Source organism: Pseudomonas vanderleydeniana (genome assembly GCF_014268755.2).
Taxonomy (GTDB): Bacteria; Pseudomonadota; Gammaproteobacteria; order Pseudomonadales; family Pseudomonadaceae; genus Aquipseudomonas; species Aquipseudomonas vanderleydeniana.
Map to the genome: position 1 here is coordinate 454,259 of NZ_CP077093.1, position 14,551 is coordinate 468,809.

10 protein-coding genes are annotated in these 14,551 nt (G+C 65.2%); 5 read left to right on the forward strand and 5 right to left on the reverse strand.

All coding sequences use genetic code 11. The features are described 5' to 3' along the window. Positions 1–52 precede the first annotated feature (52 nt). Positions 53–835 (forward strand): MetQ/NlpA family ABC transporter substrate-binding protein, encoded by a 783-nt coding sequence (locus tag HU752_RS02040; protein WP_186684156.1) that lies wholly within the window; start codon positions 53–55, stop codon positions 833–835. Positions 836–1,045: 210 nt separating this feature from the next. On the opposite strand, the gene HU752_RS31875 is transcribed toward HU752_RS02040, so the two are convergent. Beyond that, positions 1,046–1,174, reverse strand: coding sequence for a hypothetical protein (locus HU752_RS31875; RefSeq protein ID WP_264084010.1), 129 nt, complete (start codon positions 1,172–1,174; stop codon positions 1,046–1,048). A 138-nt stretch (positions 1,175–1,312) separates the two neighbouring features. After that, the gene (locus HU752_RS02045; protein WP_186684154.1) at positions 1,313–2,473 is read right to left on the reverse strand and encodes an AAA family ATPase; all 1,161 of its coding nucleotides are present in this window, start codon (positions 2,471–2,473) and stop codon (positions 1,313–1,315) included. Between the two features lie 286 nt (positions 2,474–2,759). Between HU752_RS02045 and HU752_RS02050 the strand changes: the two genes are divergently transcribed. Genes HU752_RS02050 through HU752_RS02060 form a run of 3 tightly spaced genes read left to right on the forward strand, consistent with a single transcriptional unit; the run spans position 2,760 to position 7,977 of the window. Beyond that, a complete protein-coding gene (locus tag HU752_RS02050; RefSeq protein ID WP_186684152.1) occupies positions 2,760–3,860 on the forward strand; it encodes an efflux RND transporter periplasmic adaptor subunit in 1,101 nt (366 codons plus the stop codon). Continuing rightward, positions 3,857–4,927, forward strand: a complete 1,071-nt coding sequence (locus HU752_RS02055; RefSeq protein WP_186684150.1) for an efflux RND transporter periplasmic adaptor subunit — start codon at positions 3,857–3,859, stop codon at positions 4,925–4,927. The genes HU752_RS02050 and HU752_RS02055 overlap by 4 nt, the downstream gene beginning before the upstream one ends. Next, the gene (locus HU752_RS02060; protein WP_186684148.1) at positions 4,924–7,977 is read left to right on the forward strand and encodes an efflux RND transporter permease subunit; all 3,054 of its coding nucleotides are present in this window, start codon (positions 4,924–4,926) and stop codon (positions 7,975–7,977) included. The genes HU752_RS02055 and HU752_RS02060 overlap by 4 nt, the downstream gene beginning before the upstream one ends. A gap of 197 nt (positions 7,978–8,174) precedes the next feature. On the opposite strand, the gene mgrA is transcribed toward HU752_RS02060, so the two are convergent. From mgrA to HU752_RS02075, 3 genes are all read right to left on the reverse strand, one after another. Next, positions 8,175–9,212, reverse strand: a complete 1,038-nt coding sequence (gene mgrA, locus HU752_RS02065; protein WP_186684146.1) for an L-glyceraldehyde 3-phosphate reductase — start codon at positions 9,210–9,212, stop codon at positions 8,175–8,177. Positions 9,213–9,659: 447 nt separating this feature from the next. Continuing rightward, a complete protein-coding gene (locus HU752_RS02070; RefSeq protein ID WP_186684144.1) occupies positions 9,660–10,997 on the reverse strand; it encodes an LLM class flavin-dependent oxidoreductase in 1,338 nt (445 codons plus the stop codon). Between the two features lie 44 nt (positions 10,998–11,041). After that, positions 11,042–13,291, reverse strand: coding sequence for a TonB-dependent receptor (locus HU752_RS02075; protein ID WP_186684142.1), 2,250 nt, complete (start codon positions 13,289–13,291; stop codon positions 11,042–11,044). A 210-nt stretch (positions 13,292–13,501) separates the two neighbouring features. On the opposite strand from HU752_RS02075, the gene HU752_RS02080 reads away from it, so the two are divergent. Beyond that, positions 13,502–14,545: a LacI family DNA-binding transcriptional regulator gene (locus tag HU752_RS02080; RefSeq protein WP_186684139.1), complete on the forward strand. Its 1,044-nt coding sequence runs from the start codon at positions 13,502–13,504 to the stop codon at positions 14,543–14,545. Positions 14,546–14,551 lie beyond the last annotated feature (6 nt).

The window sequence follows — 14,551 nt, forward strand, 5'->3', positions numbered from 1 at the left end:
TCTTCTCCAGGCTGTCGTCGGTGACGACCGTGATTTTCGATAAGGACACTGCATGAAAAAGGTTCTGTTGTTTACCGCATTGGCGGCTGCTCTGACCGCCGGCCTGGCCCAGGCTGGGGAAAAACTGGTAGTGGCGGCGACGCCGATCCCGCACGCGGAAATCCTCGAGCTGATCAAGCCGACCCTCGCCAAAGAAGGCGTGGACCTGGAAGTGAAGGTCTTCACCGACTACGTACAGCCCAACACCCAGGTCGCCGAGAAGCACCTGGATGCCAACTACTTCCAGACCAAGCCGTACCTGGATGGCTTCAACAAGGGCAAGGGCACCAACCTGGTGACCGTGATCGGCGTGCACGTCGAGCCTTTCGGTGGCTACTCGAAGAAGGTCAAGAGCCTGTCCGAGCTGAAGGACGGCGCGACCATCGCGATCCCGAACGAAGGCAGCAACGCCGGTCGCGCCCTGCTGCTGTTGCAGAGCAAGGGCCTGATCGAACTGAAGGACCCGAAAAACGCCCTGTCGACGCCCAAGGACATCGCCAAGAACCCGCACAAGTTCAAGTTCAAGGAACTGGAATCGGCCCTGCTGCCACGCGTGCTGGACCAGGTCGACCTGGACCTGATCAACACCAACTACGCGCTGGAAGCCGGCCTGAACCCGGCCAAGGATGCCCTGCTGATCGAGGGTGCCGACTCGCCTTACGTGAACTTCCTGGTGGCCCGTCCTGACAACCAGAACAGCGACGCCATCCAGAAGCTGGCCAAGGCCCTGACCAGCCCTGAAGTGAAAGCGTTCATCGACTCGAAGTACAAGGGCGCGGTACTGCCGGCGTTCTGATTGACCGAAACCCCTTCAAGGTTTTAACGCCGACGAGCGATTAGCGTCGGCGTTTTTTATGGCCTGTGCAAAAGTGCCAGGCGTTACTTTTGTAGTGGCTGGAAGGACGCTTTCGCGGATAAACCGGGGCGCCGGACCGCCGGCTCCCACGGTATGCAGCGCTGCTCTCCTGGGGACACACTGGGGGAGCAGGCGGTCCGGCGCCCCGGTTTATCCGCGAAGGGCGCCCCGCGAAGCCAGGCGGGTACCTGCCTGGTCGTTCACCGCACGGCGCAACGCCACCAGCAGTTTTACGATGTCCTTGGGATTGAGCCTTTGCGGCGCCTGTATCTGGGCCATATTGTCTTCCTTGTTATGGGTGGCCACTTGGCTGGCCGTTTTCGTCCGTGGTTGGAACGTCGCTACGGGGAAAAGATCCATACCCGCTGCAAGGAAATAGTCCCCCGGCGAGCATCCGGCAAATGCAGTACCGGCCAGTCAGTCCGGCCACTTCCAGGCCGGTTCGTCGAGCATGCCCTGGCCGACGATCCGGGTTTGGCCGAGGACTTTCTCCAGCACGATGGCATTGCATGCCGGGTCCTGCTGCAAGGCCGCGATCAGGCGGCTGGCATGCGACACCACCCACACCTGGCAACTGTGCGATGCACGAACGATCAGCCGCGCCAGCGCCGGCAGGAGGTCGGGGTGCAGGCTGGTTTCCGGTTCGTTGAGCACCATCAGCGTCGGTGGCCGTGGTGTCAGCAGGGCGGCCACCAGCAGCAGGTAGCGCAGGGTGCCGTCCGACAGCTCGGCGGCGGACAACGGTCGCAGCAGGCCATCCTGGTGGAACTCGATGGCGAAGCGGGCGCCCGGCGACACCGCAATCCCCAGCCGTGAGCCGGGGAAGGCATCGCTGATCGCCTCCTGCAGCGCCTGCGGATCGCCAATTTCGATGATGGTGCGCAGGGCGGCCGCCAGGTCGCGACCCTCGTGATGCAGCACCGGTGTGCGCGTGCCCAACTGGGGCTGGCGCGCCGGCGCATCCGCATCGCTGCGAAAGTGATCGTAGAAGCGCCAGCCGCGAATATGCTCGCGCAGCAACAGCACTTCCGGCGAGCTGCGCAGGTTGCCGACCTGGTCGAACAGGCTGTCGAAGCTCGGCGTGTGCTGCGCCAGCACTTCCCAACCCGGCTCCCCGCGAGCCTTGACCATGGGGCCGGAACGATCCACCAGCAGGCTGGCCGGGCGATACACCGGGCTTGCCCAGATGCATTCGCGCTTGATTTGCGGATCGAGGGAGAACCACGAATTGCTGGGTTCCGGCAGGCCGAGGGAAATGGCGTAGCTGAAGTCCTCGCCGGCAAAACCCAGGCGCAGGCGCTTGGCACCCTGGCGCACCACGCCTTGCACCTCGACCTCACCCTGGCGCATGCGCCGGCTGATCGTTTCCGGCCCGGCCCAGAAGGTCGAGTCCAGTCCGCCCTCGCGAGCCAGTGCGTTGACCACGCCGCCCTGGGCGGTTTCCGCCAGCAGGCGCAGGGCGCGGTACAGGTTGGACTTGCCGCTGCCATTGGGGCCGGTGATCAGGTTCAGGCGGTCGAGGGGCACCACCAGCTTGTTGATCGAGCGGTAGTTGGCCACGGCAAGCGTCTTGAGCATGGGGTAGGTCCTGGCGATTGAGTCGACAGTGTGCCCGATAACCCGGATCGATACATCGCTGCTCTTGTGGTGAGCGGGCTTGCCCGCGCTGGGCTGCGAAGCGGCCCCAAGGCTCCCTGCGCGGTGTGCCAGCGATTACGGAGTATCCGGCTTCACGACCGCTGCGCGGCCGAACGCGGGCAAGCCCGCTCGCCACGACGATGGGGCAGTCGTGCAGGGACGGAACCCTGTTCTACGCTATCAGTCGTAATGACACTGCGAGTCGGCATTACGCGAAGGAGTGTGTATGAAAGGGCGTCGAATTAGGTGGGAGGTGGCCCTGGTGCCGCTGGCGCTCCTAAGCGGTTGTGGTCATGAAAAACCTCCGGAGCCACTTCGCCCGCGGGTCTTCGTCGAGCAGGTGCAGCGCAAGGATTTCGGTGCGGCCGTCACGCTCACCGGCGACGTCCAGGCGCGGGTACAGACCGACCTGTCGTTCCGGGTCGGCGGCAAGATCATCCAGCGCAATGTCGATGTCGGCGCCCGGATCACCGCCCGGCAGGTGCTCGCCAGGCTCGATCCCAAGGACCTGCAGACCAACGTCGACAGCGCCCAGGCCGAGGTCAGTGCCCAGCAGGCGCGGGTGCAACAGACTAGCGCGGCGTTCGTCCGCCAGCAGAAGCTGCTGCCCAAGGGCTACACCAGTCGCAGTGAATACGATTCCGCCCAGGCCGGCCTGCTCAGTGCCAAGAGCGCGCTGGCCGCAGCCCAGGCGCAACTGGCCAATGCCCGTGAGCAACTCGGTTACACCGCGCTGGTCGCCGAGGCGCCGGGGGTGATCACCGCGCGCCAGGCCGAGGTCGGCCAGGTGGTGCAGGCGACCATGCCGATCTTCAGCCTGGCCCGCGACGGTGAGCGCGATGCCGTGTTCAATGTCTACGAGTCGCTGCTGGTGGAGCCGCCCGCAGACCTGCCGATCACCGTGACCCTGCTCGACAACCCGGCGATCAAGGCCGTGGGCAAGGTCCGTGAAGTGACCCCGGCGGTCTCGGCCCAGAGCGGTACGGTGCAGGTCAAGGTGGCGCTGGAGGCGCTGCCGGCCGGCATGGACCTCGGCTCGGTGGTCAGCGCCACCGTGACGGCACCGGCCAAGGCCAGTATCGAACTGCCCTGGTCGGCGTTGACCAAGGACGTCAGCGAGCCGGCCGTCTGGCTGGTGGACGAGGCCGGCAAGGTCAGCCTGCACCCGGTCAAGGTCGCGCGCTACCTGACCGGCCATGTGATGATCGGCGAAGGGCTGCAGGGTGGCGAGAAGGTGGTGGTCGCCGGTGGGCAACTGCTGCATCCGGGCATGCTGGTGGAGATCGCCCAGCCACCGGTCCAGGTCGCCGGGGGGAGCACGCCATGAAGCGCCTGTCGCTGCTGTGGCTGGGAGCCCTGCTGGTGGCCGCCTGTTCGAAGCAGGAGCCGCCGCCAGAGCCGGTGCGGCCGGTGCTGTTCATCGAGGTCAAGCCCGAGTCGGTGCAGAGCCTCGGCCGTTTTGCCGGGAGCATCCAGGCCCGCTATGAGAGCACCCTGGGTTTCCGGGTTTCGGGACGGATCGCCCGGCGTCATGTCGACGTCGGCAGCGAGGTGGAGCAGGGCGCGCTGCTGGCCAGCCTCGATCCGACCGACCAGCAGAACCAGTTGCGTGCTGCCCAGGGCGACCTGTCGCGCATCGAGGCGCAGTGGATCAATGCCCAGGCCAACGCCCGCCGCCAGCAGGAACTGTTCGACCGTGGCGTCGGTGCGCAGGCCCAACTGGACGTGGCCCAGACCGATCTGAAGACCACCGGCGCCTCGCTCGAACAGGCCCGTGCCTCGGTCGGCCAGGCCAGGGACCAGCTGGGCTACACCGAACTGCGCAGCGACCATGCCGCCGTGGTCACCGACTGGAAGGTCGAGGCCGGCCAGGTGGTCAGCGCCGGCCAGGAGGTGGTCACGCTGGCGCGGCCGGACGTCAAGGAAGCGGTGATCGACCTGCCGGCCACCCTGGCCGACCAGTTGCATGAAGGCGTCGAATTCCGCGTCGCCAGCCAGCTCGACCCGAGCATCAACACCACCGCCCGCTTGCGCGAGATCGAGCCCCAGGCCGACAGCGCCACCCGCACGCGGCGGGCCCGGCTGACCCTGGCTGAAACCCCGGCGGCGTTTCGCCTGGGCACCTCGATCAGCGTGACCCTGAGTTCGGCCATCGAACCGCGTACCCAACTGCCGCTGTCGGCGCTGTGGGAGCACCAGGGCAAGACGCAGGTCTGGATCATCGACCCGCAGAGCTCGACCGTCTCGCCGCGTGAGGTGACGGTCGTCAGCCGCGAGGGCGACAGCCTGCTGCTCGGCGCTGGCGTCAAGGCCGGCGAGAAGGTGGTCAGTGCCGGGGTGAACAGTCTCAAGCCCGGGCAGAAAGTCAGAATCGACGAGGAAACCCCACGATGAAAGGGAGCTTCAACCTGTCCGAGTGGGCGCTCAAGCACCAATCGTTCGTCTGGTACCTGATGTTCGTCGCCTTGCTGATGGGGGTGTTTTCCTACATCAACCTCGGGCGCGAGGAAGACCCGTCCTTCACCATCAAGACCATGATCATCCAGACCAAGTGGCCGGGCGCCACGGTGGACGAGACCCTGGAGCAGGTCACCGATCGCATCGAGAAAAAGCTCGAGGAGCTCGACTCGCTCGACTACGTGAAGAGCTACACCCGCCCCGGCGAATCGACGGTGTTCGTATTCCTGCGCGATACCACCAGCGGCAAGGACATCCCGCAGATCTGGTACCAGGTGCGCAAGAAGATCGACGACATCCGCGGCGAGTTCCCCCAGGACATCCAGGGCCCGGGTTTCAACGACGAGTTCGGCGACGTGTTCGGCTCGGTCTACGCCTTCACCAGCGACGGCCTGACCATGCGCCAGCTGCGCGACTACGTCGAACAGGTCCGCGCGCAGATCCGCGACGTGCCGGGGCTGGGCAAGATCGAGATGATCGGCGAGCAGAACGAGGTGCTCTACCTGAACTTCTCCACCCGCAAGCTGGCGGCCCTGGGCATCGACCAGCGCCAGGTGGTGCAGAGCCTGCAATCGCAGAACGCGGTGACCCCGGCCGGGGTGATCGAGGCCGGCCCCGAGCGCATCTCGGTGCGCGCGTCCGGGCAGTACGCCTCGGAAAAGGACCTGGAGGCGGTCAACCTCAAGCTCAACGATCGTTTCTACCGGCTGGCGGATATCGCCGAGATCAGCCGCGGTTACGTCGACCCACCGACGCCGTTGTTCCGCTACAACGGCCAGACCGCCATCGGCCTGGCGATCGCCATGAAGAAGGGCGGCAACATCCAGGAGTTCGGCAAGGCCCTGCATGAGCGCATGGACAGCCTCACCGCCGACCTGCCGGTGGGCGTTGGCGTGCACAAGGTCTCCGATCAGGCCGAGGTGGTGGAGAAGGCCGTCGGCGGCTTCACCAGTGCCCTGTTCGAGGCGGTGATCATCGTCCTGGTGGTGAGCTTCGTCGCCCTCGGCCTGCGTGCCGGGTTGGTGGTGGCCTGCTCGATCCCGCTGGTACTGGCGATGGTCTTCGTGTTCATGGAGTACAGCGGCATCACCATGCAGCGGATTTCCCTCGGTGCATTGATCATCGCTCTCGGCCTGCTGGTGGACGATGCGATGATCACCGTGGAGATGATGGTCACCCGCCTGGAAAAGGGCGACAGCAAGGAGCAGGCGGCGACGTTCGCCTATACCTCCACGGCCTTCCCGATGCTCACCGGGACCCTGGTGACCGTCGCCGGCTTCGTGCCCATCGGTCTCAATGCCAGCTCGGCCGGTGAGTACACCTTCACCCTGTTCGCGGTGATCGCCGTGGCGATGCTGGTGTCGTGGATCGTCGCCGTGCTGTTCGCCCCGGTGATCGGCGTGCACATCCTCAGCGAGAAGGTGAAGGCCCACGACAGTGGCAACGGCCGTGTGGCGCGGGCCTTCAATGCCGGGCTGCTGTGGTCGTTGCGCAACCGCTGGTGGGCCATCGGCCTGACGGTGCTGATCTTCGCGCTGTCGGTGTTCGGCATGCGCTTCGTGCAGAACCAGTTCTTCCCGTCCTCGGATCGCCCGGAGATTTTAGTCGACCTCAACCTGCCGCAGAACGCCTCGATCAACGAGACCCGCAAGGCGGTGGACCGGCTGGAAGCCAGCCTCAAGGACGATCCTGACATCCTGCGCTGGAGCACCTACATCGGCGAGGGCGCGATCCGTTTCTACCTGCCGCTCGACCAGCAATTGCAGAACCCCTACTACGCGCAGTTGATCATCGTCAGCAAGAGCCTGGAGCAGCGTGCCGCGCTCATGGATCGGTTGAACAAGCGCCTGCGCGAGGACTTCGTCGGCATTGGCAGTTTCGTCCAGACCCTGGAAATGGGCCCACCGGTGGGGCGGCCGTTGCAGTACCGGGTCAGTGGCAAGGACATCGACCAGGTGCGCAAGCACGCCATCGAACTGGCGACCCTCCTCGACAAGAATCCCAGTGTCGGCGAGACCATCTACGACTGGAACGAGCCGGGCAAGGTGCTGCGCATCGACATCGCCCAGGACAAGGCACGGCAGTTCGGCCTGTCGTCCGAGGACGTCGCCAAGCTGATGAACACCATCGTCAGCGGCGCGCCGGTGACCCAGGTGAAGGACGATATCTACCTGATCAACGTGGTCGGCCGTGCGGTGGACAGCGAGCGGGGTACGCCGGAAACCCTGCAGAACCTGCAGATCGTCACGCCCAACGGCACCTCGATCCCGTTGCTGGCGTTCGCCACGGTGCGCTACGAGCTGGAGCAGCCGCTGGTCTGGCGGCGTGACCGGCTGCCGACCATCACCCTCAAGGCCGGCGTGCGGGGGGGTATCCAGCCGACCGACCTGGTGCGGCAACTGAAGCCGGATATCGACAAGTTCGCTGCCGGCCTGCCACCGGGCTACAAGGTGGTCACCGGCGGTACGGTGGAGGAGAGCGGCAAGGCCCAGGGGCCGATCGCCCACGTGGTGCCGCTGATGCTGTTCCTCATGGCGACCTTCCTGATGATCCAGCTGCACAGCGTGCAGAAGATGTTCCTGGTCGCCAGCGTCGCGCCGCTGGGGCTGATCGGCGTGGTATTGGCGTTGGTGCCGACGGGAACGCCGATGGGCTTCGTGGCGATCCTCGGAATCCTGGCGCTGATCGGCATCATCATCCGCAACTCGGTGATCCTGGTGACCCAGGTCGACGAGTACGAAAGCAACGGCTACGAGCCGTGGGACGCAGTGGTGGAGGCGACCGAACACCGGCGCCGGCCGATCCTGCTGACGGCGGCGGCCGCGAGCCTGGGGATGATCCCGATTGCCCGGGAGGTGTTCTGGGGGCCGATGGCCTACGCGATGATCGGCGGGATCGTGGTGGCGACGGTGCTGACGCTGATGTTCCTGCCGGCGCTGTATGTGGCGTGGTACCGGATTCGCGAGCCGAAACGCGACGCGGCCTGAGGGCTGTAGAGCGCTGCCACGAGGGAGGGCTGTGCCAGGTACAGAGGTTGATCTTTCCCACGCTCCGCGTGGTAACGCAGCCCGTGACGCTCCGCGTCACCAGAGTGGACGCCGAGCGTCCAGGGAGGCATTCCCACGCAGAGCGTGGGAACGATCGGGGCTGTGTGTGCCCGCTAGAGTTGTGGGGGCGGGGGCAATCACTCGGCCGTCGACGGCTTCTCCCACAGGTTGATCCCGCCTTCCTGGGCGAAACGGTCGATCTCCGCCAGTTCCTCCTGGCTGAATGCCAGGTTCTTCAGCGCCCCGACGTTTTCGACGATCTGCTCTGGCCGGCTCGCGCCGATCAGCGCCGAGGTCACCCGCGGGTCACGCAGGGTCCAGGCCAGGGCCAACTGCGCCACGCTCTGGCCACGGCGCTTGGCGATCCCGCTCAGGGCCCGGACATGGTTGATGTTTGTCTCCGACAGGTGCGACTCACGCAGCGAGCCGCCACCCGGGCGGTTGATCCGCGCATCCTGTGGGATGCCGTTGAGGTACTTGTCGGTCAGCAGGCCCTGGGCCAGCGGGGTGAAAGCGATCACGCCGGTGCCGAGTTCCTCGGTGGTATCCAGCAGGTCCTTTTCCACCCAGCGATTGAGCAGGTTGTAGGCCGGCTGGTGGATCAGTAGCGGGATCTTCCAGTCCTGGAGCAGCGCCGCTATCTCGCGGGTCTTCGCCCCGGAGTACGAGGAGATGCCGACGTACAGCGCCTTGCCCTGCTGCACTGCGGTGGCCAGGGCGCCGGCGGTTTCCTCCAACGGTGTATCCGGATCGAAGCGGTGCGAGTAGAAGATGTCCACATAGTCCAGGCCCATGCGCTGCAGGCTCTGGTCGAGGCTGGCGAGCACGTATTTGCGCGAGCCGCCGCCCTGGCCGTAGGGGCCCGGCCACATGTCCCAGCCGGCCTTGCTGGAGATGATCAGTTCGTCGCGGTACTGCCTGAAGTCCTCGCGCAGCAGCCGGCCGAAGTTGATCTCGGCGCTGCCGTAGGGCGGGCCGTAGTTGTTCGCCAGGTCGAAGTGGTTGATGCCCAGGTCGAAGGCGGTACGCAGCAGGGCGCGCTGGGTGTCGATCGGCGTGCTGTCGCCGAAGTTGTGCCACAGGCCCAGGGACAGCGCGGGCAGCACCAGGCCGCTGCGGCCGACGCGGCGGTAGGGGATGGAGTCGTAGCGGTTTTCGGCAGCTTGATAAGTCATCGAATCCTCTCTCATTGCGCGGGAAATTTCACAGGGCAACGCCCATTTCATTACGTTCCGGGTCAATCAGCATACGTCTGAGACAGACCACGCCAGACCCGGATTCGATCCGCGACTGAAACGTTTCATGTTCCGCGGATTTCGTACCGGCTTGCCGTCGCTCGCGCAAATTTTCCGGCAGGCAGGTTTCTGACGGCTTCGTAAATTAGCGCTTGACTTTAAATTCGTCCTCGAAAGCCATTTTTCTTCAGTACAAATTAGTACATACCTGGCCATTTTTTACCCCTCGGCAAAACAGCTGTTCTGTCCAGCAATTTCTAGGGAAATCAAAAATTTACTGCCAGTACACGTGGTACGTAATACGAAAAAGTATGATTTAGTGGTTTGATAAGATCAAAAAATGATCAATTTTTGCTTCAAAAGGGTTTTTCTGCCTCACGGCCAGCCCTACAAGGGCTGCGAGAAGCGGTTTGTCGGTCGCTCAAGGCCCAGGTGCTCACGTAACGTGCTGCCCTGGTACTCGGTCCGGTACAGTCCGCGGCGCTGCAGTTCCGGCACCACGTGGGTGGCGAAGTCCTCCAGCCCGCCCGGCAGGTGCGGTACCAGTACGTTGAAGCCGTCTGCCGCGCCCTGTTCGAACCAGGCCTGCAGTTCGTCGGCGATCTGGGTCGGTGTACCGACCAGGCTGTAGTGCCCGCGGCCACCGGCGATACGCCGACCCAGTTGCGCCAGGGTCAGGTTCTCCTGGCCGGCCAGCTCGGTCAGCAGCTTCTGCCGGCTCTGCTGGCCGCTGTCGGTCAGCGGCAGTTCGGGCAACGGCCCGTCGAGCGGATAACCGGACAGGTCGAAGTTGCCGAGCATGCGTCCGAGCAGCGCGACACCGACCTGCGGCTCGACCAGATCCTGGAAGGCTTCATGTTTCTCCCGCGCCTCGCTCTCGCTCCGGCCGACCACGACGAATACGCCCGGCATGATCTTCAGGGCGTCGGCCGGGCGCCCGAAGCGCGCGAGGCGGCCCTTGAGGTCGGCGTAGAAAGCCTGGGCCCTGGCCAGGGAGGTTTGTGCGGTGAACACCACCTCGGCGGTCTGTGCGGCCAGTTCCAGCCCGGTCTGCGACGAGCCGGCCTGGACGATCACCGGCCGGCCCTGGGGCGAGCGGGCGACGTTCAGCGGGCCGCGGACCTTGAAGTGCTCGCCCTGGTGATTGAGCACGTGCAGCTTGGCCGGGTCGTAGTACTGGCCGCTGGCCTTGTCGCGGGTGAAGGCGTCGTCCTCCCAGCTGTCCCACAGGCCGGTGACCACCTGGTGGAACTCGCGTGCCCGCGCATAGCGTTCGGCATGGCTGATGTGCTCGGTGCGGCCGAAGTTCAGGGCCTCGGCGGCGGCGTCCGAGGTCACCAGGTTCCAGCCGGCGCGGCCGCTGGAGAGGTGGTCCAGCGAGGCGAACTTGCGCGCCACGTGGTACGGCTCGTTGTAGCTGGTGGTGGCGGTGGCGATCAGGCCGATGCGTTCGGTCACCGCGCTGAGGGCCGAGAGCAGGGTCAGCGGTTCGAAGTGATCCGAACGGGCCATGCGGCTGGCGATGTCACCCTCGGCGGCGGCGACGCTGTCGGCGACGAACAGCGCGTCGAACTTCGCCGCCTCGGCGATGCGCGCCAGCTGCTTGTAGTGGCCGAAATCCAGGCCGGCGTTGGCCGGGACTTCGGGGTGACGCCACGCTGCGACGTGGTGCCCGGTAGCCATCAGGAAGGCACCGAGTTTCATCTGGCGCGGGGTTTGGGTCATGACAGGTTCCTTGGCAATGGATTGAGTGTTGTGCACGCAACGGCTCAAAAATCCTTGCGCACCTGGATGCCGAAATAGCGTTCGTCATCCCGTGGCACGGCCCGGTAGATGTAGTTGCCGCCACTGGCCAGCAACGGCGAGTAGGACTTGTCGGCGAGGTTTTTCCCCAGCAGCGCCACGCGCCAGCCTTCGTTGTAGTCGGCCAGGGCGATGCTCGCGTTCCAGATGCCGTAGGCGCCCTGCCGGGTATCGACGTTCTGGGCGATGTCGTACTGCACTTCGCTCTGCCAGCTGAAGTCGGTGCCGATTTCCAGGTCCAGGCCGTTGTTCAGCGGCAGGCTGTAGTCGGCGCGCACGTAGCTCTTCCAGTCCGGGCTGAACGGCAGTGGCTTGCCGTTGACGTTGCAACTGGCGGCCGCGCCGGGTGGGCAGGAGAACTCGTCGATCCGTGCCCGGGTGTAGGCCAGGGCGCCGGAGAGCTTGAGGTTGCTGGTGGCCTGCAGCGCGTAGTCGGCCTCCACGCCTTCGGTGCTCACACTGCCGGCGTTGATCAGGCGGGTCACCACCTGGCCGGCGACGGTGTCGTAGAAGTTCGCCTGGTAGTTGTCGTAGTCGCTGTGGAACACCGCCAGGTTGGTGGTCAGGCGGTTGTTCCAGCTGGTGGCCTTGATCCCGGCTTCCCAGGTGTTGGAGGTTTCCGGCTTCAGCGCGTCGGTGTCGCGCGGTTGCATGTTGAAGAACACGTTATAGGCCGGGCCCTTGTAGCCACGCGAGTAGGTCAGGTAGCTGGTGACGTTGTCGCTGAGGTCGTACTGCACGCCGAGGCGTCCGGACCAGCCGTCCTCGTCCACCGAGCCCTGGCTGCTGGTGGCCGGCTGGATACCGCTGACCGTGGTCGCGGAGGTCGAGACACGGCGGTGGTCGTAGGACAGGTCGTCGTGGGTGTAGCGCAGGCCGGCGATCCCACGGAAGGTCGGGGTGAAATTCAGCGTGCTTTCGCCGAACACCGCGTAGCTGTCGCTGGTGGTGCTGTAGTCGGCGACGCCGCGATTGGCGCTGGTCGTAGTGGTCAGGGTGCGCTGGTAGGTCTCCTCGTCCTTGCCGTGCATGTAGAACAGGCCACCGACGTATTCCAGGAACTGGCCCTTGGGCGAGGCCAGGCGGATTTCCTGCGAGTACTGGTTGAAGTCCAGCGCGCCGCGGTCGGCGGTGCCGGGGAAGGCCGCGGTGACGCTGCCGAGGCGGTCGCCATCCTGGTACTGGTGGTTGCTCCAGCCGCGCCAGGCGGTGATCGAGGTCAGGGTGTAGTCGCCGAGGCTCCAGTCCAGTTGCCCGGAGACCCCCTTGTTGATGTCGTCGACGTAGCTGCGGGTATCGGTGTTGATGTCGCGGTTGTCGGAGGACGGCCGCACCGGGCTCAGCGCGTTGGTGAACGCCGGGCTCAGGGATTTGCTGACCACGCCATTGGGGGCGTCGTCATGGGACTGCATGTAGTCGGCGGCGAGGGTGAACTTCACGTCCTCGTTGGGGGTGAACTCCAGCTTGCCGCGTACGCCCTTGTGGTTGTAGCCGTTGACTTCCTGGCCGTTGTGCTTGTTGTCGACGTTGCCGTCGTAGCTGCCGAACAGGGTGGTCAGCGAGCCCTTGAGGGTGTCGGGCACCAGGCTGCCGCCGATGCCGAAGCGGGTCCGGCTTTCGTTGCCGCTGAAGTACGACTGGTCGATATAGCCGTGGGTCTCGGCGGTCGGTGCCTTGGTGACGATGTTCAGTACACCGGCCGAGGCGTTCTTGCCGAACAGCGTGCCCTGCGGGCCGCGCAGCACTTCGATGCGGTCGAGATCGAGCAGGTCCAGGGTGGCCTGGCCGGGCCGGCTGTAGACCACGCCGTCGATCACCGTCGCCACGGTCGGCTCGACCCCGGGTGAAGTGGAAATGGTGCCGACGCCCCGGACGAACAGCGAGGTGTCCTTGTTCGAGGCGCCGGTGCGGAAGTTCAGTGTCGGCACTTGCTGGACGATGCTGGCAACGCCGTTGCGACTGTCACGCTCCAGTTGTTCGCCATCGACCACCGAGACCGCCACCGGGACCTTCTGCAGCGATTCTTCGCGACGGGTGGCCGTGACTGTCACCGCTTTCAGCGTCGGTTCCTGGTCGGTGCCGGTCTCGGCGGCGAAGACGGCCGGCGACGGCAGTGCCGCCAGCCCGGCCAGCAGCCAGGCCAGGTGTGGACGCCGTGGCGTGGCGGCACGGATCGCTCGCGCCAGTGTGTGTTGCTCCCCGAATGTGTTGTGCATGTGGTGCCCGCTCGAAAAATGACCCTGAACCGCCGTCGCTCTGCGTCGACAGCGCCTGATTTGTCTTGGGGCATTCGCTCGAGCGAGTAGCAGGCAGACAAAGCGTTTTGTTAGCGCTAACATCGCCAGTATCGGAAAGGTCGGCATAGACCGTCCAATACTGAAAAATTACTTTTATATTCCTTTTGGTTTTCAAGAAGGATCGCATCCTTGACTGCTGACAAAGCGCCAGGTCGCAAGCGCCGGGGGGCCGGACGGGTCACCCTGAATACGGTTGCCAAAGAGGCGGGGGTCTCGGCGATCACCGTGTCGCGCTACTTCAACAACCCCGAGCAGGTCTCACCCGAGCGCCGCGAGCGGATCGCCCAGGTGGTGGCCGAGTTGGGCTACGTACCGAACCTGGTGGCCGGCGGGCTGGCGTCCGCCCGTGGGCGGATCGTCGCGATGGTGATCCCGAACATCTCCGGGCCGATCTTCGCGAACACCATCCAGGGCTTCAGCGATACGCTCAATCGACATGGCTACCAACTGCTGCTGGCGTCGAGCTATTTCTCGGCGGAACAGGAAGAGAGTGCGGTGCGCGCGTTTCTCGGCTGGTCGCCGGCGGCGCTGGTGCTGACCAGTCGTTTTCACAGCGCGGGCACCGAGAAGATGATCGCCGAGGCGGACATCCCGGTGGTCGAGACCTGGGACTACCAGCCGCAGCGCGGGCCGTTGCAGATCGGTTTTTCCCACCATGAGGTCGGCGTCAGTGCCGCTCGCTACCTGCATGGCAAGGGCTATCGGCGGATCGCCTTCGTGCAGAACAGCGCCACGGGCGACTTCAGCGCACTGGAGCGCCGCGACGGTTATGCGGCGACGGTTCGCGAGCTGGGGCTGGAACCCTGGGTGTTCGTCCCGCAGGCCGGCCTGGCGCCGTTCGAGGCGGGCAAGCAGGCGATGCAGGCGCTGATGAGCGAGGCCACCCGGCCCGACGCGATCATCTTCGCCAATGACAACCTGGCGGCCGGTGGCCTGCTGGCCGGGCAGCGTGCCGGGCTGAAGATTCCCGAGGACTGCGCGGTGCTGGGCTTCGGCGATTACCCGTTCGCCGAAATGCTCCTGCCGAGCCTGAGTACCATCAAGCCGCCGGCGCTGGAGATCGGCGTGCTGGCGGCGACGCGGGTGCTGGAGAGCCTGGGTGTGTTGCCGGTGGACGACGTGCAGCGCCTGAACCTGCTGACCTGCCAACTGATCGAACGTGAGAGTGCCTGATCCTGG